At 46.6% G+C, this 23,591-nt stretch carries 22 protein-coding genes; all 22 read right to left on the bottom strand.

The annotated features are described in order from the left end of the window. Positions 1-5: 5 nt before the first annotated feature. Complete coding sequence (gene lolB1 / locus ACYIA1_RS17105; RefSeq protein WP_005860032.1) at positions 6-851, bottom strand: lipoprotein insertase outer membrane protein LolB1; 846 nt, start codon at positions 849-851, stop codon at positions 6-8. Then, a complete protein-coding gene (locus ACYIA1_RS17100; RefSeq protein ID WP_005863454.1) occupies positions 848-2,566 on the bottom strand; it encodes a tetratricopeptide repeat protein in 1,719 nt (572 codons plus the stop codon). The genes lolB1 and ACYIA1_RS17100 overlap by 4 nt, the downstream gene beginning before the upstream one ends. 28 nt (positions 2,567-2,594) lie before the next feature. Then, the gene (gene dut, locus ACYIA1_RS17095) at positions 2,595-3,029 is read right to left on the bottom strand and encodes a dUTP diphosphatase (RefSeq protein ID WP_005860037.1); all 435 of its coding nucleotides are present in this window, start codon (positions 3,027-3,029) and stop codon (positions 2,595-2,597) included. Positions 3,030-3,032: 3 nt separating this feature from the next. Beyond that, positions 3,033-3,353 carry a type II toxin-antitoxin system RelE/ParE family toxin gene (locus ACYIA1_RS17090; RefSeq protein ID WP_044545172.1) on the bottom strand — a complete coding sequence of 107 codons (321 nt, stop codon included), beginning with the start codon at positions 3,351-3,353 and terminating at the stop codon, positions 3,033-3,035. Next, the gene (locus tag ACYIA1_RS17085; protein ID WP_480336057.1) at positions 3,344-3,637 is read right to left on the bottom strand and encodes a hypothetical protein; all 294 of its coding nucleotides are present in this window, start codon (positions 3,635-3,637) and stop codon (positions 3,344-3,346) included. Before ACYIA1_RS17085 ends, ACYIA1_RS17090 begins: the two co-directional genes overlap by 10 nt. Before the next feature lie 49 nt (positions 3,638-3,686). Then, a complete protein-coding gene (locus ACYIA1_RS17080; RefSeq protein WP_005863460.1) occupies positions 3,687-5,522 on the bottom strand; it encodes a 4-hydroxy-3-methylbut-2-en-1-yl diphosphate synthase in 1,836 nt (611 codons plus the stop codon). A gap of 106 nt (positions 5,523-5,628) precedes the next feature. Further along, positions 5,629-6,135 carry a 5-(carboxyamino)imidazole ribonucleotide mutase gene (purE, locus tag ACYIA1_RS17075; protein ID WP_413646804.1) on the bottom strand — a complete coding sequence of 169 codons (507 nt, stop codon included), beginning with the start codon at positions 6,133-6,135 and terminating at the stop codon, positions 5,629-5,631. A gap of 2 nt (positions 6,136-6,137) precedes the next feature. Continuing rightward, positions 6,138-6,518, bottom strand: coding sequence for a glycine cleavage system protein GcvH (gene gcvH, locus ACYIA1_RS17070; protein ID WP_005863462.1), 381 nt, complete (start codon positions 6,516-6,518; stop codon positions 6,138-6,140). A gap of 16 nt (positions 6,519-6,534) precedes the next feature. Continuing rightward, positions 6,535-7,155, bottom strand: a complete 621-nt coding sequence (locus tag ACYIA1_RS17065) for a hypothetical protein (protein ID WP_005863464.1) — start codon at positions 7,153-7,155, stop codon at positions 6,535-6,537. Positions 7,156-7,161: 6 nt separating this feature from the next. Then, positions 7,162-8,619: an RNA polymerase factor sigma-54 gene (gene rpoN / locus ACYIA1_RS17060; protein ID WP_480336054.1), complete on the bottom strand. Its 1,458-nt coding sequence runs from the start codon at positions 8,617-8,619 to the stop codon at positions 7,162-7,164. A gap of 142 nt (positions 8,620-8,761) precedes the next feature. Further along, positions 8,762-10,057 (bottom strand): HlyD family secretion protein, encoded by a 1,296-nt coding sequence (locus tag ACYIA1_RS17055; protein WP_480336052.1) that lies wholly within the window; start codon positions 10,055-10,057, stop codon positions 8,762-8,764. Positions 10,058-10,109: 52 nt separating this feature from the next. After that, positions 10,110-12,305: a peptidase domain-containing ABC transporter gene (locus ACYIA1_RS17050; RefSeq protein WP_480336050.1), complete on the bottom strand. Its 2,196-nt coding sequence runs from the start codon at positions 12,303-12,305 to the stop codon at positions 10,110-10,112. Continuing rightward, the gene (locus ACYIA1_RS17045; RefSeq protein ID WP_211738745.1) at positions 12,305-13,654 is read right to left on the bottom strand and encodes a glycosyltransferase; all 1,350 of its coding nucleotides are present in this window, start codon (positions 13,652-13,654) and stop codon (positions 12,305-12,307) included. The genes ACYIA1_RS17050 and ACYIA1_RS17045 overlap by 1 nt, the downstream gene beginning before the upstream one ends. Positions 13,655-13,657: 3 nt before the next feature. Further along, positions 13,658-14,908, bottom strand: a complete 1,251-nt coding sequence (locus ACYIA1_RS17040; protein WP_480336047.1) for a TIGR04157 family glycosyltransferase — start codon at positions 14,906-14,908, stop codon at positions 13,658-13,660. Positions 14,909-14,937: 29 nt separating this feature from the next. After that, a complete protein-coding gene (locus tag ACYIA1_RS17035; protein WP_480336045.1) occupies positions 14,938-15,624 on the bottom strand; it encodes a hypothetical protein in 687 nt (228 codons plus the stop codon). After that, the gene (locus tag ACYIA1_RS17030) at positions 15,621-16,832 is read right to left on the bottom strand and encodes a 6-bladed beta-propeller (RefSeq protein ID WP_211738739.1); all 1,212 of its coding nucleotides are present in this window, start codon (positions 16,830-16,832) and stop codon (positions 15,621-15,623) included. The genes ACYIA1_RS17035 and ACYIA1_RS17030 overlap by 4 nt, the downstream gene beginning before the upstream one ends. Positions 16,833-17,368: 536 nt before the next feature. Next, positions 17,369-18,037 (bottom strand): hypothetical protein, encoded by a 669-nt coding sequence (locus tag ACYIA1_RS17025; RefSeq protein WP_480336043.1) that lies wholly within the window; start codon positions 18,035-18,037, stop codon positions 17,369-17,371. A 5-nt stretch (positions 18,038-18,042) separates the two neighbouring features. Beyond that, the gene (locus tag ACYIA1_RS17020) at positions 18,043-19,485 is read right to left on the bottom strand and encodes a radical SAM peptide maturase (protein WP_480336041.1); all 1,443 of its coding nucleotides are present in this window, start codon (positions 19,483-19,485) and stop codon (positions 18,043-18,045) included. A gap of 86 nt (positions 19,486-19,571) precedes the next feature. Then, positions 19,572-19,712 (bottom strand): TIGR04149 family rSAM-modified RiPP, encoded by a 141-nt coding sequence (locus ACYIA1_RS17015; protein WP_005863479.1) that lies wholly within the window; start codon positions 19,710-19,712, stop codon positions 19,572-19,574. A 312-nt stretch (positions 19,713-20,024) separates the two neighbouring features. Then, the gene (locus tag ACYIA1_RS17010; protein ID WP_480336039.1) at positions 20,025-20,831 is read right to left on the bottom strand and encodes a response regulator transcription factor; all 807 of its coding nucleotides are present in this window, start codon (positions 20,829-20,831) and stop codon (positions 20,025-20,027) included. A gap of 144 nt (positions 20,832-20,975) precedes the next feature. Further along, a complete protein-coding gene (locus tag ACYIA1_RS17005) occupies positions 20,976-21,338 on the bottom strand; it encodes a DUF3244 domain-containing protein (protein ID WP_005863481.1) in 363 nt (120 codons plus the stop codon). A 170-nt stretch (positions 21,339-21,508) separates the two neighbouring features. Beyond that, on the bottom strand, positions 21,509-23,320 hold the full coding sequence (locus ACYIA1_RS17000; protein WP_480336036.1) for a tetratricopeptide repeat protein: 1,812 nt from the start codon (positions 23,318-23,320) through the stop codon (positions 21,509-21,511). Positions 23,321-23,591: the final 271 nt, after the last annotated feature.

Below are 23,591 nucleotides of genomic sequence, written 5' to 3'. Positions count from 1 at the left end.
ATAGATTATTGATTCAGATTCGTAATCGTTTTCAATACTTGCGCAAAGGTAATACGCTTATATTTAGAAGGAACCGAAAAATCCAACTTGAGCGGCTCGTCCAGTTGGATACGGGAGTAATGGATCTTCACCCCACCCTCGGGATTCCCGTTCTTCAACACCTGCACATCCATCAACATCGGGAACGGCTGCCGATCCACCAAGCGAAAATCCTCGTACAGCCATTGCAAGGCATAACGATCGGAAGGGTCCGCTACATAGGTAGAGAGAAGTTTCTCCTCGCCGTCCGCCTTAAAGGTATAAAATAACCCCATGGCATCCTTGGTCTTGATCTCGGCTACCGGACCTTCTTGATTCAGCTTAAAACGATTATAGTGCTTGCGGGAAACACCCTGCTCCCCCGGGATAAACAGATGATTCGTGAAAAGAGCCTGCAAATTATAGAAGTTGAACTCGATCGGAGTCTGCCCTTGTAAATTGGAATAATTCTCGATCATATAGCGTTTATTCATGCGGTCTACCACCTTGATCGTATCCCGGCTCAACTCGATACGGAAGATCTCGATCCCGAGAAATGGCTGTACCGACAGTTGGAAAGCGCTATCCTTGACCATCTTCATATCCACCCGAGAGCTCATTTGCTTACCGGGGATATCCAGATCCACGTTCAGCCGGGCCGTCAAGGTACGGAACTGGAAGGATTGATCCTCCACCGACTGGAAGAACTCATTATGAGCCTTCACGCTAGCGGATTCCACCGTCCCGACTTTCTTGGACGATTTACAGCCTGTCAACATCGAAAGTAAAAGACCTCCACATAACAGGAAGGTCAAGAAATAGTCTCTTTTCATTTCGCGTTCTCGTCTTCTATATATTGTTGCTCGGCGATCTTACGGTTCAAGATCTCGGAATCCTTCCCCATCTCTTTCGCCTTTTTCCATTGCTCCACCGCTTTTTCCTTATCACCGTTCATGAAAAGGATGTCCCCATAATGATCCACGAGTTCGGCGCTCTTTGTCTTATCTTTCTCCAAAGCGCTCTCGATATAGATTTTCGCCAAGGTATAGTTTCCTTGTACGAAGAAGATCCAAGCGTAGGTATCCAGATACGTGGCGTTGTCCGGTTCCAGCTTGATACATTGGGCGCTCATACGCTCCGCCTTCTTCAAGTCTTTCTTCTCCAAGGAAAGGAAGTAACTGTAGTTGTTCAGTACGACCACGTTCTTGTCATTGTACTTCAATGCCTCATCGTACGCTTTATACGCTTGATCCAATTGCCCCATCTGGTAATAAATATCACCGATCTGGCCGTAGAAATCCGATTTCAGCGGCAGGTTCTCCTTCGGAATGATATTCAAGCCCGCATAATAGGTATTCAAGGCTTCTTGATATTTCTGTTGTTGGTAGTAAGCGATACCCAGATAGAAGTAATATTCCGGCGACTCGGGAAAAAGCTCCATACAAGCCGTACAGATACGGATGACCTCCGGGATATCCTCCCCTTTCAAAGCCAGATTCAGCAATTGCTGCCAAGCCCCGGCGTTACTCGGTTCCATCTCGGTTACCAACTGGAACTGGAATTTCGCCTCCTCTGTCTTTCCTTGGGCCATCAAGAGACCGCCATACATCAGTTTTAAATCGATATCCTCCGGATGTTGCTCCAAAAGGGTTTGGAATAAATGATTCGCGTTCTCAGTTCCCTGCTTCGTTTGTTGCAGTTTCAAGATATACCGGGAAAGGATGTTCACTTTCGTCTCCACGTCCAGCTTCTCGTTTACCAAAGCGCTACGGATTTGTTGCTCGGCGGCCTCCTTATCCCCTTTCGCCTCGTAGTAATTGGCCATAGAGACGATATAATAAGGGTCAGTCGGATCAATCTCATTCGCTTTTTGATAGCAAGCCAAAGCCTTGTCCATCTCCCCGTTTTCCAAATGAAGATCACCCAATACGATCTGGTAACGGGCCTCCATAGGATATTTAGCCGCTAGCTTCTCGATCTCCTTGAAAGCCTCTTCCGGTTTCTCCAACTGGACGTACAGTTTGTATTTCTGCATGGAGATCGCCTCGTTCATACCCATAACCGACTCCAAGGCGTCATAAGCCTCGATCGCCTTCCCGATCTCGCCGGCTTGCGTCAAGGCATCGGCCAGATAATAATTCAGCTCCTCCTTCTCCGGATAATCACGAACCAGTTCCTCGTACTCCTCGGCGGCTTCGCCATACATACCCAGATTCCGGGTGATAGACGCCAATGCCATTTTATACGTGAAATTATCCTTGCTGTTGGCTACGGCTCTTTTCAACATCTCGACCGCTTTCTCCGGACGGTTCAGCTGCACATAAAAAGAAGAAAGCTCATACAAGACCGGAGCCGCCGTCGAGTCAATCGCCAAGCAATGGTTGAAGGCATCATAAGCGGCGTCGAATTTCCCGGCGTTCTTCAAGTTCAAGCCCTCATAAAAGAAGTAATCGAATTTACGTTGATCCTTCTCCGTTTCTGTAGCACCAGCCGGGAGCACAGCGACCAACGAGAGGAAAGAGATGAGATATATCAGTTGCTTAAACATCCTATTATTCTTGTTAACCTTATTATTCTTATTCTTTTCCGGTATGACCGAATCCCCCGGCTCCCCGCTCCGTATCATCCAACGTCTCCACGGGTTCCCAATCCACATGGCTATGAGCGGCTATAACCATTTGGCAGATACGCTCACCATCATTCACCGTAAAAGGCTCGGAAGATAGATTCACGAGAATGATACCGATCTCCCCCCGATAATCGGCATCGATCGTACCCGGCGTATTCAGCAGGGTTATCCCATGCTTTAAAGCCAGCCCGCTACGAGGACGCATCTGGGCCTCATAGCCTTCCGGCAGCGAGATATAAAGTCCGGTCGGGATTAATTTACGTTCCAACGGTTTCAACACAACCGATTCCGACAAATTCGCCCGGATATCCATCCCGGCAGATAAAGGAGTCGCATAACCCGGCAGCGGGTGATGCGATTTATTGATAATTCTTACTTTCATATATTATCTTATTTTCTTTATTCCCGAACGGAGACTATTCGGATTACACCGAGTGCTCCAAAACGAAGCGATAAAGACCATATCATCATCTATATAATAAATAACCTTATAATTCTTATGAACAACCAAACTGCGATACTCTCGTTCAAGCCCTCTCAAAGCAGGTTCAATCTTACCTAAACGAGGGAAAACAGACAGCCGCTCATTTGTTCTCTGCACTTCGTCCACAAAACGAATCACGGCCTTTTCCCCAAAAGCAAGAAAACCAAACGATATCGCTTCCTTAAACAACACCTTAGCCTCATCAAGCCAAACTACTTGCATAAGAACGGATATTCATTTCTTAGCTCTTGAAAGACTTTCTCGCTCGGGGTAAAACGTCCAGCGACACGATCCTCTTCAGCCCTCCCTAGACTTTCTTTCAATTGAGCGATCGAATGAGGTAATGCCGGTACATCTCCAAACAAACTATCAGAAACCTCTTGTCTTTCTTGATACTTTACTTTTACTTTTCTTACAGCATCAAGAATCGCTTCCATAAGCTCCTCATTACCTAAGGCACTCATGGTTTCCTCTATATATACATATTTCAATTCATTTACTGTCATACTTCTTAATAGGTTCTAATCCTTGATCTCCACAAAGGTAATGAATTAACTAATTAACCCAATCCCCGTTCTCTTTTATTAACTGAACTAAACGTTCTACAGCGTCTTCCTCGGGGATATTCTTGAGGACACATTCCTTACCTTTATACAGGCTGATTTGTCCACGTCCGGCACCCACATAACCATAGTCGGCATCGGCCATCTCGCCGGGGCCGTTTACGATACAGCCCATGATACCGATCTTCAAGCCTTTTAAATGGGAAGTAGCCTCCTTGATACGGGCGATCGTTGTTTGCAGGTCGTACAAGGTACGTCCGCAACTCGGACAAGAGATATATTCCGTCTTACTGATACGGGTTCTTGTAGCCTGCAAGATCCCGAACATACAGCGATCCGAGACAACCGCCTCGCATCCCTCATTGTGCAGCATCAAGCCATCCCCGAAACCATCCAGCAAAAGCGTACCGAAATCGGCGGCGGATTTCAGTTGCAACAACTCCACATCCGTCTCCCGGAAATCACGATGCAAGACAACCGGCACGTCACAACCCGCCATCAGCAATTTATGCATAGCCGCACGTTGCGAGCCAACCCCATTCCGATGATGTGTACTTAATAAAACCACCACGGTCTTATCCGCTTTCAAGATCTCCAACATACGATCCGTAAGATCCATATACGTCAGACGGATAAACTTAAGCGGACAATCGTAATCCTTTAACTCCTCCGCTTCCGAGGCGATGAAGCAAGGAAAAGCATTCGGACGCTCTTTCCAAAAATGAGCGTCTACCAATAAACGGAAATTATCCGGCAAATTATCCGGATCTTCCTTTCCTATATATATATAGTCCGGCAAGGACAAATGATCAAACTCAAAATCCCCGTTACTACGATCGGAGATCACGACTGGCGGGAAAGTACCTCCGATACCCTCCACCACACGGCTTATACGACGGCATGTCGCCACCGTATCGAAACCGGGAGCCATCGAAGCCTCGATAGGACGATGATTTTCCCGTTCCCTAATATAATCCACCAATTTACGCGCTACCGGCATTTCCGCCTCGGGGTCCTCACTCAAGGAAACCCGGATCGTATCACCGATACCGTCACATAGAAGCGTACCGATTCCGACAGCGCTCTTGATACGCCCGTCCTCACCGTCACCCGCCTCCGTTACCCCAAGGTGCAAGGGGTAATGCATATTCTCGGCCTCCATCGTACGAACCAACAACCGCACGGTCCTTACCATGACAACGGTATTGGAAGCCTTAATCGAAATAACCACATCCGGGAAATTCTCCTCCCGGCAAATGCGAAGAAACTCCATACAACTCGCTACCATCCCCTCGGGCGTATCACCATAACGGCTCATGATACGATCGGAGAGCGAGCCATGATTCACACCGATACGAATAGCGGTGCCATGTGCCTTACAAATATTCAAGAAAGGGACGAACCGCTCACGGATCTTCTCGATCTCGGCGGCATATTCCTCATCCGTATATTCAAGATGGCTGAATGTCTTTACCTTATCTACATAGTTTCCCGGATTGATACGTACCTTTTCCACCTCACCGGCGGCGGCATCAGCCGCTCTAGGATTAAAATGGATATCAGCGACCAAAGGAGTCGTATACCCTTGCTCATTCAATTGTTTACGAATCTCGCCCAAGTTTCGGGCTTCCCGTTCCCCCTGTGCCGTAAAACGCACATACTCAGCTCCCGCCTCGATCATACGGATCGCTTGAGCTACCGCCGCCTCCGTATCCATCGTTGATACATTAGCCATGGATTGAATACGGATAGGATTCTCACCTCCCATGGGTGTGTCACCGATTTGGGCAACGGATGATTTACGGCGGTTGTAATTAAAGTAAGCCATTGTTAATTGAAAATTGAGAATTGAAAATTGAGAATGAGTGTTGAGAACTGAAAACCTAAAGAGAGACTTTCTCCTTAATTTTCAATTCTCAACTTTCAACTTTCAATTAATTAGTTTTGTATTTAAAAGAAACCTTAGCCAACTCCTCGTTAGCCTTCACGATTTTCTTCTTCAAATCCTCCTTATAAGCGGATAGCTTCTCCTGAAGTTGCTCGTCACCGACGGCAAGCATCTGCACCGCAAGGATACCAGCGTTCAAAGCGCCATTGATGCCGACAGTAGCCACAGGGATTCCCGGAGGCATCTGTACGATAGCCAACAAGGCATCCATACCGTCCAGCGTAGAGTTAATAGGCACGCCGATCACGGGAACCGTCGTCATGGAAGCGATCACACCGCAAAGATGAGCGGCCATTCCGGCAGCGGCGATGATAACCTTGATTCCACGTCCTTTAGCTCCTTTGGCGAAAGCCTCCACCTCAGCGGGAGTACGGTGTGCGGATAGAGCATGCATCTCGAACGGGATCTCCATCTCATCCAATAACTTAGCCGCCTTCTCCATAACGGGTAGATCCGAGGTACTACCCATGATAATACTTACAACAGGTGTCATTCTTATTTAGCGATTAATTTTTGATAGTCTTCAGCGGATAATAGTTCCTCCAACTCAGAAGCGTCCGTAAGAGAAATCTTGATTAACCAACCTTTACCATAAGCGTCTTCATTAACCAATTCAGGAGCGTCTTCCAATTCAGCGTTTACTTCCAAAACCTCTCCGCTAACCGGCATGAAAAGATCGGAAACAGTCTTAACAGCTTCAATCGTACCGAACACCTCTTCTTGAGCGACGGTCTCCCCCTCTGTCGTAATGTCTACATAAACGATCTCACCTAGCTCGCCTTGAGCGTAATCAGTAATACCAACATAAGCTACGTCACCTTCTACACGAATCCACTCATGGTCTTTTGTGTACTTTAAATCTGCAGGAAAATTCATAATTTTAGTGTTTTTATTAGATGAATAAATAGATATAACTCATTAATGAGGCTACAAAGGTACATATAAATCCCAGACAAAACCCCGCATATACCTGCATTGGTGTATGCCTTTTTAAAAAGATACGCGAGGTACCTAATAAACCGGCCACGATCAACACGACTATAAAAGCCCAGTAGGGATTTATCATATGGATACGCGCCACTCCCATAACACCGCCCAGTAACCCGCCGATACCAATGGCATGCGCGCTAATCTTCCAAGCAAAATTGATGCATAAGGCGATTACCAAGGCTACGCAAGCCCCGATCAGCATCGCTAACAACCAAAACGGCATCAGCATCTTATACAGGAAAAAGATACATACCAAGATGGAAGTGATAAAAATCAGATAAGGAACCACCCGCTCCTTCCGGTCGGAAAGCTCTATATCGCCGGCCGCGCCATTTTTCACCAATAAGAAGATGAAAAGCCCGGGAACTATCGCTGTCGAAATAAAGGTACCTCCGGCAATCAGCAGCTTCACAGGTAACGGGTAAATGGCGAGAAATGTAAACATCAACGCCAACACGATCCCATAGGTCACCATAAGCAACGGATGGAACACGAAGGATATTATATTCGAGAATAGTTTCATACGCTTTTATATTTCTTTTCTCAGACGAGCTACCGGAATCCCCAGTTGCTCCCTGTATTTCGCTACCGTACGCCGGGCGATGACATACCCTTTTTCTTTCAGGATCGTAGCCAACTCCTCATCGGTCAACGGTTTTCGTTTGTCTTCGGCATCTACATGTTCTTTCATGATCTTTTTCACCTCACGGGTCGAGATCTCCTCGCCGGTATCGGTCTGCATAGACTCGGAGAAAAAGTATTTCAACGGATAAATACCGAAATTCGTTTGCACATATTTACTGTTACTTACCCGGGAAATAGTGGAGATATCATATCTCGCACGCTCCGCTACGTCTTTCAAGATCATGGGATGGAGGGTAGCCTCATCGCCTGTCAGGAAAAAGTCCCGTTGTAAATAGATAATCGCCTCCATGGTACGCTGCAAGGTCTCATTACGTTGCTTGATAGCGTCGATGAACCACTGGGCGGAATCCAACTTTTGTTTCACGAACTGTACGGCATCCCGCCTCTCAGCGGTTTGGTTCGCCTTATTCGCCGTATAATCCTGAAACATCTCGGCATACTCCCGGTTGATACGCATATCCGGTACCCCCCGGTTATTCATGCTCAAGATAAGCTCTCCATTATGCGCTTCCACCACGAAATCCGGGATGATCTGGCTCATCGCCACTTCCATAGAACCACCCCAACTACTTCCGGGTTTCGGATTTAACATAGTAATCTCGTGAATGACCTTCTTTAACGTTTCCTCATCGATATCGAGACCTCGTAAGATCTTATCGTAATGTTTGCGGGTGAACTCCTCGAAATATTCGGTCAAAACACGAATCGCCAAATTTGTAACCGGAGTATTCTCCTTCTTATCCAGCTGGATCAACAGACATTCTTTCAAGTCACGGGCACCTACCCCGGCAGGCTCAAAATCTTGGATGATATTCAAGATAGACTCGATCTCCTTCTCATCTACCTCTTGTCCGGCTTGGAAGATCAAATCGTCCGCTATCGCCGAAAGGTCCCGGCGCAAATAACCGTCATCATCGATATTTCCAATGATATACTCCGCTATTTTCATTTGCTTATCCGGTAAATCCCTTAACCCGAGCTGCTGTAACAGAAACTCATTCAAGGATTGGCTTACGGAGAAGGGGACATCCTCTTTCCGTTCCGCACGCTCGGTCATTTCCCGTAGCTTATAATCAGGTATATCGTCTTCCGTTAAATAATCTCCCAAAGAAAGGTCGGTCTCAGTATCAACAGAAGGGATCTCTTCTCCCCCCTCCTCGCTTTCAGTTCGTTCAAAATCATCAACAGGCTCTTTTCCTTCCTCCAAGGCTGGGTTATCTTCCAGCTCATGCTTCACACGTTCTTCCAACTCGATCGCGGGAAGCTCCAGAAGCCGTATCAACTGTATCTGCTGAGGGGATAGCTTTTGCTGTAACTTTTGTTGTAACTGTTGCTTTAACATAATCTAAATCATTGCACTGTAAGGGAAGGACAATCACCCGCCCTCTTATTTATCAACATGCAAATATAAGTTTTTAGTTTTAACAGTACAGCTATTAAACTATAATAGTTCTAAACAAGGTGCATGATGGAACCTAGCGACTTTAAAATCCTTCCTTCACGATCCGTTTGATCGGGAGGAAGAATCGTTCGATCAGACGTAATTCTTCCGTTACGATCTCCGCGGAGGCTTGCGTCTCGGGCGAGACGGGCAGGTCGATACCGTAATTGGTTCTCAGGCCCTCTGGAAAATCGATATCCGCCGTATAGTACTCGTCGGTGGGGACCAATGAGATATTCGATACCACGCCATTTACCACTCCAAACTCCTGATCCGGGAAATTGGAGAAACGGACGATCGCCCGCTGGCCTCTCCGGACTTTTCCCGAGCGTGCTATCGGTATGCGCACCTTCCCCACCAGCCGGCCCTCGCCTTGCGGCACGACGGTGAAAGCCACCTCTCCGGATGGGATATACTGGTTCTCATTCCAGTACTTAGTGAAAGTTACGACACCCCCTACCGGGGCGATGAGGCAATAACGTAACCTCCACTCGTTCATGCTGTTCAGCAATTGTTCCCGGGCGGTCTGTAATTCCTGCCGTAGCGTAAATTCTTTCTCGCTCCGCTCCAGCGTCAGATCCAGCAAGGATTGCTCTTGCTCCCCGATCTGTATCCGGAGATTCTCGGCCGAGGCTGCCGCCCCTTCCAGCGAATAACGGCTTTGCAGCAGGGAAGCCCGTGCGGTCTCATGCTCGTAGGAGGAAATCACGGACCGGCTATACAATAATGAATCCCGGGCGTATTGCCGCCTTGTCAAGGCGAATTGCTCCGAGAGGGTCTTCCGCTGCCGTTCGGTCTCGTTATAGTAAGCCTTATACAACGCTATCTGTTTGCGGATGGAGGTCATTTTTTGCGGATAATAATCGATCTCCCTGTAATTGATGCAGGCATGGAGCGCCGAGAGTAGTCCCGAGTAAGCCGCTTGCATATCACCCAGCGATAGCTCCTTGTACTTTGATAATGCCTTGTCCAGGCTATCCACGTCGCTTCCGGATCGTTCCAACGCCTTATCCAGATAGATGGCATCGTCCGTGTCGGCGTGATTCTCTATGACCGCCAGCCAATCCCCCTGCCTTACCGGGCGATTATCCCTCACGAGCAGCTCCTGTATCTTTCCCGCTGCCCGTGTCACTACCGCCGTCGCGGGATGTTGCCCCGTCAATGTCATGTCAGCCGTGATCACGTCAGGATACTTGAAGAAACAACTCCCCACCAGCAACGCCACGACCACGAGGAACAACAGCGTTAACCCCCACCGTACGATCCAGGCCGGCACTTGCCCCATCACCTCCTGCACCTCCTCGCTCCTCAGCTCTATATCTTTCCCTTCATTTTCCATCTCGAATACTATCTTTTCCCCTCTCAGAGAGGGGGTAGGGGGTGTGTTACCCTTAGCTTCCCAACTCCAACTGATTCTTCACCAACTTATAATAAGTCCCCCGCAAGGCCGTGAGCTCCTGATGCGTCCCCTCCTCCACGACGTGTCCCTTGTCCAGCACCACGATCTTGTCTGCGTCACGTACCGTGCTTAGCCGATGCGCCACGACCACCACCGTCCGTCCTTTATAGAAGGCGTGCAACTGCTCCATGATCTCCCGCTCGTTGTTTGCGTCCAAGGCGTTCGTGGCCTCGTCTAGGAAGATGAAGTCGGGATTCTTGTACACCGCCCGGGCGATCAGGATCCGTTGCCTCTGCCCTTGGCTCACTCCGTTTCCCTCCATGCCGATCTTCGTATTATAGCCCAGCGGGAGCGAGTCGATGAAATCCCGGATATTCGCCACCGTCACGGCATGCAGCAGGCGTTCCTTGTCCACCACCTCTTCGCCGGGGGCGATGTTGTTGGCGATCGTATCCGAGAAGATAAAACCATCCTGCATGACCGAACCGGTCTTGCTACGCCATACGTGCGGGTTCAGGTTCCTGAGGGAGGTATCGCCGATCCTCACGTCCCCCTTGTTGGGGTTGTAAAAACCGAGCAGGAGTTTCACGATCGTCGTCTTCCCGCTCCCGCTGGCCCCTACGATGGCGGTCACCCTGTTATGGGGTATCGTCAGGTTGATATCCTCCAGCACGTAATCCCTGTCCGCCCCGTCATAGCTGAAGCTGAGATTTTCCAGCCGTAGCGTCCTGTCATCGGGGAGAACATTCAGTCTTATCCCGCCTACCTGTTCCTCGTCCTCCTTCCCGTGTATCTCGCTGAGCCGCTCCAAACTGATCTTCGCGTCCTGTAAGGACCGTGAGAAATCGATCAATTGCTCGATAGGTGAGGAGAGCTGCCCCACGATGTAGGTCGCCGACATCATCATACCCAGCGTCATATCCCCTTGCACGACGGCCCGTGCCGCGATGAAGGAGATGAGTATGTTCGTGGTCTGGTTGAAAAAGACCGCCCCGAGTTGCTGATATTGTTGTAACGCCAACCCCTTGATCCCTATCTTGAAAAGTTTTACCTGTATCCGTTCCCATTTCCATCGCATCTTGGTCTCGCAATTATTGAGCTTGATCTCCTGCATTCCGGTGATGAGCTGGAATAGGTTGCTTTGCTCCCCGGCCGCCTGCGAGAAACGCTTTACGTCCAGCTCCCTCCTCCATCTCATGAAGGCGAGTACCCACGCCACGTATAACCCGTTACCTACCAAGAAGAGTCCCAGTATCGTCCAGTCGTAATAGGCCAGCACGAACCCGAACACGATGAAGTTGACGAAAGAGAAGAGCGTATTGATGGATGTCCCCGTCATGAAAGCCTCGACGCGGTCATGGTCTCCGATGCGCTGCATGATATCGCCCACCATCTTGGTATCGAAGAAATGCAAGGGCAGGCGCATCAGCTTGGTGAGGAAATCGGAGATCAAGGCGATATTGATCCTCGTGTTTACGTGCAGCAATATCCAGCTCCGTATGAAGTCCACGGATAGCTTGGCGATAAAGATCACTAATTGCGATATAAGGATCAAGGTTATGAAACCTAGGCTGTTGTCCCGTATACCGGTATCCACCAGGCTCTGCGTGAGGAAAGGTAGGATGAGTTGCAGTACGCTGGCTGTCACCATGCCCAGCACGAGCTGTGCCATCTCCCGTCTGTAGGGCGATATATATCGGAAAAAGAATCCGAGGTTACGTTTCCTGTCTCTCCCCTCGTCCTCCATCCCGTAGAACTCCGGCCCCGGTTCCAGCAAGAGCGCCGTCCCGGTATCCTGTCCGTCCACCTTGGTACTGACCCAGCACCGCTTGAATTCCTCCTTAGTATAGGTGATAAGTCCCGCCGCCGGGTCCGCTATGTAGAACTTCCCTTTCCTTATCTTGTAGCAAACCACGAAATGCCATTGGTTCCAGTGCAGTATGCAGGGTAGGGGACATTCCTTTTCCAATTCCTCCACCGTGATCCGCACGCCCTGTGTTCGGAACCCGATCGCTTCCGCCGCCTCGCTGATACCGAGCATGGAGACCCCTTCTCGTGTGATGAAGGCTTTCTCCCGTAAGTTCTGGATGGAGTAGGCACGCCCGTAATGCCTAGCGATCATACGGAGGCAGGTAGGACCGCAGTCCATGGAGTCCAGTTGGCGATATGTAGGGAAAGGTTTGAACATTAAGAACCGATCAGCTTATTTATACAGTCCTCAAATGTACTAAATGGTATTGAGGCATCAAACAATTCCATCACTTCCGGATCATTGAGTGATACATCTTCCTGTTCATTTTCCAAATACCAATTCACCCAAACCTGTCCTTCCGGTTTATCCAGATCCTCCTCTAGCTCTTCATGCAATGAGGGAAGATGGAAAACGACTTTATCCGCTTGTCGAAGATACCTCCGGTCGGTAGTAACCACCCAATCTGCGGGAACCTTCTTTATATCCAACCGCGGTTCTTCCCCGTTTATCGTGTTGAATAGCAGCATCACCTTCTTTCCTCGTCTTATTTGGCAATCCACGGACGCTACCCAATCCGATATACGCCAATCCGTATATTTCCTCAATCCGGCTTCCGCCTTACGGTAATAGTCCCGGCATCTTTGTATAGACTCCGGGATCATTTGCCCGCAATCCCGCCAGAAACGATCCAAATGATGGGCGGGAACCTCGATTGAGCTGTCTTGCGCCTCGGCAAGATAGGCGAACGCCCAGTGATAGAGGCGAAACAGGTTCACATACCACCAGCTTTTCAATGCCCGCTCCTTCCCGTCAAACGACCAGCGATCGGCAAACCGGGCCAACCCGTCCGTCACCCGGAAGAGAGAGAGCAGCCGTCGGCTTCGCTTGGTCATATGCATGACCGAAGACTCGTCTTGGCGGTATCTATAAAACTCCGTGCAGGTAATCGCCAGCCTCTCCGCCTGGCAGAGAACGATGGGAGTCCAAAGCTCATCCTCATGCATGATCCCCTCCTCAAAACGCACCCCTATCGTGCGCAAGAAATCCCGTCGGCAAACAAAACGGACAGGAGTAGGAAGATAAGAGCCATCCCTCATCAGTCCGACGAAGCCTTCCCTACCCGGCAAGACTTCCGGCAGCATCCCCTTGACCGGATTGAAAAGTGCCCCCGGATTCCCCTCTTGATCGCAGAACCGGATTTCTCCCATCACGACATCCGCCCGACTCTCTACCCCCGCGTGAAACAAAGACACCAACGCATCGCTCAGCACCCAGTCATCGCTATCCACGAATAATATATACTCCCCCCGAGCCACCTCCAGCCCCGTATTACGTGCCGCTGACGCACCTCCATTCGCCCGGTGGATCACCCGGATACGGCTGTCTTTCTGTGCATAGGCATCCGCTATCATCCCGGATCCATCCGTCGATCCGTCATTGACAAGCACGATCTCCACGCACGGCCCGTCTATCCCCAACAACGAGTCGAGACAGACCGGCAAATACGTCTCCGTGTTATATATAGGAACGATCACCGACAAATCTATATGTTTCTCCTTTTCCATAGCTTATTCCGTAGGGTTCTCTTCCGCGAATAAGGATTCATAAAACGCCGACATATTCCTGCCAAACACCTCCGAGGAATATCTCTCCACAAATCGCCCGCGTCCGTTCCGCCCAAGCCGCCTCGCCTCCTCCGGGTTCCGCAGCAAAAAGAGGATCTTCTCCGCCAGCTGGTCGGCATCGATCTCTACCCGATCGGCGGATACGGCAAGCGGCACTTTCAGCCCGCATGAATCATCTACCACCTCGTCCAGACCGGAAGTGGCGGTGGCCACGACCGGCAAGCCGTGCATCATCATCTCTACCGGCACATACCCGAAAGGCTCAAACAGCGAGGGAACCACGCCGACATCGGCCACACGATACAACTCCAGCAGCGAGGCCCGATCTAGAAAACCCGTGAAAGTAACCTGCGAGAAAATAGGATTCGCCTCCTCGAAACAATCCTTATAATCACCATCGCCTACGATCCACAACCGGCTGTCCGGATACTGGCGGGATACCTTCCGGAACGCCCGGATCAAGAAACGGACTCCCTTGATACTATCCAGCCGCCCGACAAAAAGGATGATCCGCCCCTCCGGGCGCAGCTGCCATTTCTCCCGGATCAGCACCGGATCCCGGTCCGTATCTGCCACATCGGCCATCCCGTTCGGGATAACCGCCACCCGATCGGGAAGCACCCCGTAGTCCTCGCATAGCAAGGCACGCATATAATCGGAAAGACCGATTACCCGGTCTGTCGCAGCGTAAAACGCCTGCTCCTCCCCGAACGACTCCCGGATCAAATCGTCCAAAGGCTGCGTACACTCCTTCCGCAAGATCGCTCGAAGACGCTCCGGGTTGTCGTAAATAACCGAGCTCCAATCCGAGAAATGCGCCGCCGTAACCACCCGGCAACGAAACGCCGCCTTCAACTCCCGCGCCAATGCCTCGTCCTTATAACAATTCAAATGAAACACCAGCTTCTCCGTATCCCGGATAAAGCGGCGAAGCAGATAAACGATATTCCGGAAATAAGCCGCCCGCTGCCGCACCTCCAAGGCGACCCAATCCTCGGCTACCGGCTCCGGAAAAGAGAGATACGAGACCTCCCCCTCCTCCCATCGCTCGATTTGAGCCTTCTCGCCGAACAGATAGACCACATAAATACGGATACCGCTCCCCCGCAACGAGGCTACCAATTCCCGGACGTAGCTGCCCACGCCATAAAACGCCCCCCGGTTTTTATTATTGAACAGATACAGATTTATCATCTTTTCCCACAGATTGAGATCAAACAAATTTATAAAAGAAGCCGCCAAGAGGTATCCACAGTCCCAAGCAAACTTAGCGACTCCAAGCCGGCTCCCGCATATCCACCCGCCAAGCCCGCGCCCGCCAATCGCTCCCAATCCGTCTCCACCAAGGTGTCAACCGGATCCGGATGCCCGGCATAAGCGCGCAGAAAACGAGCTGCATCCCGTATCTCTCCGGGAGAGAAACCGACCTGATCTTGCTCGATCCGGGCGGCGATCCGCAACAAGCAATCCGCGGCCCCCGCATTCGCCCGGCGACAAAGCCAATACCATCCGTAGCCGGTCAGCCCCTCATCCCGGCTATAATCGGGATAAGGGTCATACATCACCGCCCGATACATCCGCTCATCCAAATCCTCGAAGAAATCCTCGTCCACCTCTATTAATCCACTACGGATCAAGTAGTCGATCCCCACACCGATACCCGCTATCCCCCATTCGTAATCCGGACGGTAATTGGCATGGAGCTGTTCTTGCATCGCCACCACCAAATCCCAAGCGTACTCATCGAACAGTTCCTCGCCTGTAAAGCGGGCATAGTGGAAAAAAAAGATGGCGATTCCTAACTTCCCATGCAACAAGCCGGGGCAAGCGGTCAATGTGCCGTTCAGCAGCAGCCAATCGGCGATCCGGGAATGGTCCGGATGGTCTGTATGACAAATCGATACGCTCATTCGTTCTTATATCGGGCGATCATGATAACCGGATTCGACTCTTCCTCCAAATCGGCGGCGATCTCTTTCAAGGGGCCTTGCAGTTTGCCGTCTTCGTAGGCCTCCACCAAACCGGGGGCTTCCATCCGGGAAAGGAAAGCGATCCCATTACGATTGTTGAGATATGGCAAAGGCGGGAATTGCCATACAAGGTTCAAAGGCTCATCCTTTGTCACATCTTGGTTATAGACCTCATATCTATATACCTTATCCTCCTGCTTATCGTAAACCAATTCCGCAGGGGGGAAGCCTGTACCTTTAGAGAAATTAAACTCAAACTTCAAGCTTTGAAGAAAATAATAGCGATCAGTCATAACACCGGGAAACAAATAAACTGGAGGACTCATCTCTTTCCCCGAAGGCGTACGCACTAAGAAAGGCTTCAACGCCCGTTTATCCGTCTCATACAAATAGATCGTATCCGTGGAGATTTCCGTCAATAACCAATTATCGAAATAAGGGATTAAAGGACTATTTTGGATAGCGGCATATATTTTTTGCCCTGAGTTTTCCGAGATAATCGTTCCAGGCACATAGACATCGAAAGGGATCGCTATTCGCTGAACACTCCCGTCTTGCTTAGACACCAACATGAACCCGCTATTGGGTATGGCCTCCTCATATCCACTGTCCGTGGGATCAGCAGAAGGTTCTGCATAGCAAATCAAATAATCTTGATTGAAATTATCCAACCTGAAATAAGTAGCCCCCATAAGATGCTTGATACTTCGCTTGAAATTACCAAACAGATCATAAACCTGAATCCGACCGGTCATCGTATCGTTTACGTATAATTCTTGATTCTTTTCATCATAAATTACGGTATTGATGTATACATACTCCTCTCCGCTTTGGCCTTTACGGTTGATCGTTCGTAGGTATTTGCCTTTTCCGTCCGTGACATGGATATCTCCACCATTCTTACTATCCGTAAAAAGCATCAAATTCTCGCCAATCGACCGCACCTTTCCTGATGTCAAGAACTTTTCATTTGTCTCTAATCGCACATACTCTATATCGAACAAATCCTGTAGGATAAATTCCTTTTTGGAATAACTCTTGTCCACGTCCACCGTGATGAAGGTTTGCTCGTCGGAGGATTTGTCTCCACATCCGTTTAGAACCAAAAGAAGTAATAGAAATATTGGGGTATAAATAGATAGTTTCATAATATGATTGTTTTTGTTATTTTCAATAATACTTATACATAAAATGATATTTAATGATGTTTACTTATCCAACAGAGATTTGGATAACCTATCTCCAATTCATGGTCCGAAGGAGAAGGGCACAAATCCCTGTACAGGCATGTATTACAAGGAGATTGATTTCGAATCCGGAGCCATGATTTCCCTTCCTTTATCTCTTTTTGAATAATCTCATAAATGGAATAAGTCGTGATATTCCCTAAAACCGGATGATGTAAATTGGCACGAATATCACCATTCGGCAAAATATGGAGCTTGCCGAAATCATTCTGATTGATCGTTCGTTTTCTAAACAATTCCTTCATAGACAAGGACGAAGCCAAAATATCCTCATGCGTCAAGAATATATTTTCTTGGAAAAAATCAAGATTTTGTCCGGTATAGACCGGATCTAATTGATAATTCCCAATCGGGTAAGTTTCGATCAGTTGTTCCGCTACCTGATAATCGGCCTCTGATGTAATCTTAAAGAAATAGTTAAATGAATGACCTAACGCTTACTCCTTACGCACGACTGCCTCCCAAGCGGAATGATCAATCGGAAAAGCTACAGATACCCGATAAATAAAATCCGAAGCGTAGGTCCGTTCAATTACGGGAATACATTGATAAGAGCTATCGATTGTAATCGAGACAGACCTATCTTTCAAGCTCTCCAATAATAAATCGATGTTCAAGTTTTCTCTCCAATCCGCTTTCAAGATAAAAGCTACATTTCCCGGTATAGTCCGAAGATAGTTTACCAATAAATCCATATTCACGGTTTGATCGATATGGACTGTCACTTCAGATAAGATTTGAGACCAATCTTCCAAGAAATTGAGGTCACAACCCTTTTCCTCCCAAACGGGGTAATTAATAAAAGGCAATATCTGTACCGGCTTCCGGTTAGACAAAGCTTGATCCACGATGTCTCCCATAAATTTCTCTCGGACTTCCTCAACAAAAGACTTAATAGGTACAGATCGCTCCATATACGAAGCGTCAAGACTTACAACACCTACATTCTCTTCCCGCAGTAACTCCCGCATTAAACCAACAACTTCCATTCGACTCGACTCTATACTCGCATAATCTAACGTATTATACAATATAACCTGGTTTTCTGTCAAATGAATATATACATAAGGTTCTATCATGAACCAATATTTTTGTTCGTTCTCCATCTATTTTATCTTTTATTCAACATCCAGTCATTAATTATATACCTAAACTCCATTGGGTTCTTCTCTATGGACGAGAAAATCTTTCCCAACTTTTCCCCAAAAGCATCCTTATCTAAGAAATTAGGACAAGTAAAGCCATCTGTTCCCAAATCCGCCAAATTATCCAATGTCAATAGACAAATTGAGCAAATCCGCCGATTATAACAACGCTGACAGATTTTCTGTATGTTTTTATAATAAGCACTATATCTTCTTGAGGCCTCCTCCATATCAATCTTTACGGAATCGTCTTCCACCTTACCAATAAAGTAAGTATAACTGACCTTTTCACAAGGCAAGATTTGACTGTTCGTATTAAAAAACATCTTTCTTTGGAAAGGCGAACAGGTTTTAGTAGGTATTAAACTTACATGATCATACAATAAGTCCAACAAATTGGTCATATAGAAATTAACGGAATTATTCGCAAAGAAATCGTTCAGTTCCTTGAACTGGATCAGTTCATCATGCACAACCGGCAACAGATCGGAATTCGTCTTTTGAAAGTCGCTCTCACTCACCCTCCGATCAACAAACATTTGCTCCATTAACTCTTTCTTTTCTTTATTTACATGATCTTTATTCATCTGAGCAATTGAAGGAATCTTATGGTATCTGTTATAAATGAACTCATAAATCTCCTGCACAGAATTCCGATCGTGCAACACCGCATTAAAATCAACCCTTTCTCCGAAAAAATCCGGATATTCGCACTGCAAACGATCGATATTCCGGATCGCTTGCCAGAAAGAGTTTGTACCATCTTTCATAAATGTTCGATAGCCTTGCCCTTTCTCATCGCCATCTAGGCTAATCAACATCTTAAACTGATTATCCACCAATAAGTCAAGGTATCGATCTATCAATGTCGCATTGGTAGTTATAGTGAACTCCAATTTTAATTTCTTTTTCTCATTTAAACGTTTGGCTTCCTCAACGATCATCTCTACAAATCGACCATTCACCAAAGGTTCCCCTCCGAAAAAAACGATCGCAAATTCCGATCCTTCCAGTTTCACGTCAAAAAGAAACCGCAATAAACGCAACGCTTTTTGAGGATCAATGTTTTTTCGTTCCTTTTTACTAAAGGTATATAAATCGCCCAATGAACAATAACGGCAATTTAAATTACAGTGATCTGTGGTTTCAAAAGATACTTGCGGAACTTGAGCGATATTATTCTCAATTACAGATTTCTCTAAGGTTGTAGCAAACTCAACCGGCAAGACCTCCCCAAAGAAACCTTTATCTTTTAGATAAGCGTATTTTCGAACATAGTAAGGATCTACCCCCGATTGTCGCCCGCACACCTTCGCCAACTCAGGATGTATGAACATCGAAAAAGAGATATCTGAGTGGAATAAATAATGATTATTATCTACCGTGACATATTCTATCGTATTTTTCATGATCTATATGAAGTATTCTTGCTAATAATAAAACGAGAGAACTAAGGGCCTAATTAGGCCTTTAGCTGAAAAGATAAAAGGGAATATTAATAGCCGACTTTATCGCCATTAACATAACAGTTACACCCTCCCTTTAGGACTTTCATCTCGCGCTTAGCCAGCGCATTCTCACTCAGCTTGTTCAGCTTAAGCTTGCCTTGAAGCTTCTTCTCTGATTTGGAATTCATAATGTTTGAAGTATTTAATTGATTAATAATTTACTCTCCGCCGCATTCTGCGGCAGGAGAATAGTTTGCTAAATTTCATCGAACCTCATCCGGGCTCTCGCTGTCGCCGCCCTCATTGACGATCAATCGTAGCCACCGTGCTCTTGCGGGTAAGCCGTCTAGCCAATCTGAGTATCTACTTTTTTTGCGTATAGCCTTATTTTTTCAAAGATCCTTTCGAAATCTAACTTCGAATTGTGCTTTCGGGTCTTCCTGTCGCAAGTGAAATTGATCAGATGCTTTGTTTTTCGCCCAATAAGGCTTGTATATCTTTCAATTTTTATTGAAAGTGAAATTTCTTGTTGAACAACAACTCTCCTCTCTATCTCTTTCCTGAGGAGATTGCAAAATATGTAGATAAGAGATCCAATCGGTCGCTTCCCGGAGGTCTTGAACTTTTAACTTCCGCTTAATGGAGGAGACGTGGCTTCGTATCGTATAATAACTCAGGCAAAGTTTCTCAGCGATGAAATGCAAGTCCTGCTCTCCTGTGGCGATCGCCAAGATCTCCAGCTCTCGTCTGCTGAGTAGAGGAATTTGTTGTATATGCCAACCTCGTTTCTTAGGGTTATAGGCTTGGTATATGAAACGACTCGCGCCATTCCGATAACATCCTATCTTTTTGCATTTCGAATCGGAGACGATCCCTATCAAATAATAATGTCCCGACTCTTTACGAACCGGAATCAGCCGATGGTAACTGTACCGCTCCAATGATTTTGTGATAAAGGGATATTTCGGCAGCAAACGGAATAGGCCGAAATAATCACTCCATTCGTCCGAGTTTTCTTGTAACGTCCGTGATAGATTCCCTAAAAAGCTTTTCCATAACGGCAAGTCTTCTGGATGAATGATCTTGGAAAAGAAATCATATCCTAACGTCATCGCCTCTTCCATGGAATGGCCGCACAGAAAAAGATTGTCCGGCTTGATATAGCAAAATCGCTTTTGAACCATATCCAATACAAATAAGCTGCTGGGAATCATAGCTGCAAGTACCTTACAATATTGAACAATAGCAGGTTCTTCTTCAATGCCGCTATCCGTTATTTTTTGAGTAAAATTTTCGAGGTAATTCATATTAGAATATTTTTAAGGTCAATTCTCCGGACTTGATCCTACATGAATAATCAATTTGCGGGATCAAGATACATTAAAATTCCATCGTGCCATCCCAATCCTAATCACGAAGACACGATGAGAATTTAAAGATTGTCATACGCTTTATCGGATCTCAAATTCACCAGTTAACCACCCTAACTTATGGCTTAAGATTACTTGATATGCTCCTGTCTGCATTCCGTCTATCGGAATGTCGATTATATCGCCCATCGCACCGGAAAGTATATTCTCATATATTATATTACCATTCTCATCCGTAATATGAATTGTCAGGTTGTCCAGAGCATCCTTGAACTCTATGCTCAGTACATTGTTATTTATGGACAATGTGGGTGGCAACGCCGTGATGGAACGATAATCCTCATCATCCCATCTTCCTTGTGTAGGAATATCATCCCCGTACGCCAATGAAATGGAGAAAAAAGAACCTAAAAAGATACAGAAGGTCAACAAATTTGTTTTCATGCTCTAATATTGTTTAATTACTGGTTGTGTTTTAATCGTTTGTGAATATCAGTAAAAAAACAATAAGCGAATGAACAAATATGAACAATGCGAAAAAATATTTTTTCGTCCTATTCTCGCTTTTGTTCATTTTTGTTCGTTTTTATTAATTTTAAATCCTGCATAAATTATTATATATCAGATATATATTTATCAAAATCCTTCGCTGTTCCTTCCTTCTTGGTGAGCTTCTCATACAATCTTTTTCGATAAACGGATACATTTCCCTTACTCAACAAGATTTCGATCGCCCCGGGTTTTACTCCTATTTTACTTAGATAACAGATTTTCCTCTCCGATTCGTTTAAGGAGGTGGATTTTTGCAAGGTGGTCACCATCTTTGGGTAAAGTTTGTCCACCGAGATGAAAAGTTTATGCCAATCCGTATCCGTGGGTTCCCAGCCAGCGGGGGAACGGAATTTATCATATAGGCGTTCGTTTTGCAGTCGCTCTGATTCCTCTATTTTTTTCCGCTCTTCTTCTCTTGCTTGTTCCCGTTTCTTTAAGTTTGAGTTCTCGCTCCGAAGGGTGAGCAAATTTTTCTCTAATTCATCTTTGGTATGAGACAATTTCTCTAATTGCATGATTTTTTGCCTGATCTCCTCGTTTGTCCGCTTTAGTTGCTCATCTTTTTCCTTGGAAAGTTGTCGCTCTTTCGTTTTGTAAATTTGGATTTCGTTCTGTAGGCTATCCTTTACGTCAGATATATTTTTCAGGGTCTGCTCATTTCTTTGAATTTGTTCTTCATTGGCTTTTAACCGTTGTAACAGGCTTTTTCGTTCTCGCCTGTAATGGATGAAACGCAGTAGGGCTACTGTTAATAAAAACAGGCAAGCCGTTATGAGTAAAGAATAAAAGGACTTCTGTTTAGAAGCGTAAAGCCGTGCCTCCCATAAATCCTGTTCGATTTCGTTATATGAATAGAACGCTTGTACGTTCCGGATGGATTCAGCATTCTTTCCTTGCTCTATAGAATCTTTTAATAATTCGTATTGCTTAGATAATAACGCCGCTTGTTCCCATTGCCCTTTCTCCAAGGCTATTTCTTTCAAATGGAAAAGTCCTCCGGCGCGTGTCTCGGGTAAAGGTGCAGAATTTATGCAGGCTTGTAAGTAAAAGCAAGCCGAGTCGATTTGACCGCTTTTCTTATAAAGTTCCCCAAGCACTAGATATACGGGATATTTGGCTTGTGGTTTTGCTACGTTTTGTAAAGATGTCCGCAATAATCCATGTGCTTCCTCCAGGCGTTGTCTGTCTATATAGAAACCTGCTAATTCCGTATAAACCGAAGGAATAATTCTCTTCCTCATTAAAGCGATCGCTTTTTGGTTGCAAATAATAGCGCTGTCTTGATGGCCCAGCATCAAGAAGGTACGCCCTAAATCCCGCAACACGAACACCTGTCCTGTACTATCACTTAATAAATGAAAATTTTCCACCGCTTTTTTCTGGAAAGGCAATGCCTTCTCATAAACCTTCTGGTAGGCATAGAGCATACCTATATGATTATGGATCCTACCAAGCAAGGCATGATCCTCTATCTTTTCCTCATCCCGAAGAGCCTTGAGGTAATATTCCTGCGCTTTTAGCGGGTGCCCCAAGTCTTGATTGATTCTTCCTTTATAATACCAAGCTTTCGCTTTTCTTCCCAAGTCGTCTGTTTTCTCGTAATAATCCGCAGCGATCGAGATCAGGGAGTCGGTGGTATGCGTAACGTACGTCTTGTCTTCCGCTTCCGTCAGCAGCAAATAATAATGTGCCTTATCTTTTCGGGATAGGTTTTCTTTGTTCTCTATTTGTTCAAGGAGCATTAAGGCGCTATCCGGATGTTGGGGCATAAGGTTCTCTATTTTTCGGAAGTCTATGGTTTGATGGCCCATTCCATCGCAAGAGATCCATATAATAGGTATTAGAATTAACAGGAAAACAATGTTTTTCTTCATTTGTGTGTTATTTGTTGAGGGTAAAAATAATACAAAAAGACGAGAATATCTTGGCTGGAAATCCCGACTTTTTGGATCTATTTTTATTTCCATTACAAATATCTTGAATAACAGATGGTTACGCTAGAAGCAAGTCATCCGCTTATGGCTTGACAAGTGAATAACTAACGGCTTGTCAAGTGAATAACTAACGAGTAGGGGTAGCCGTCAGTTAACGGCTTGGGAAGTGATCAGTTATTCACTTGAGAAGCCTTTTCCCAGAGAAGATATA

The sequence above is a fragment of the Parabacteroides sp. KHUB-02 genome (assembly GCF_056640955.1).
This window is presented reverse-complemented; position numbering and strand designations above follow the sequence as displayed.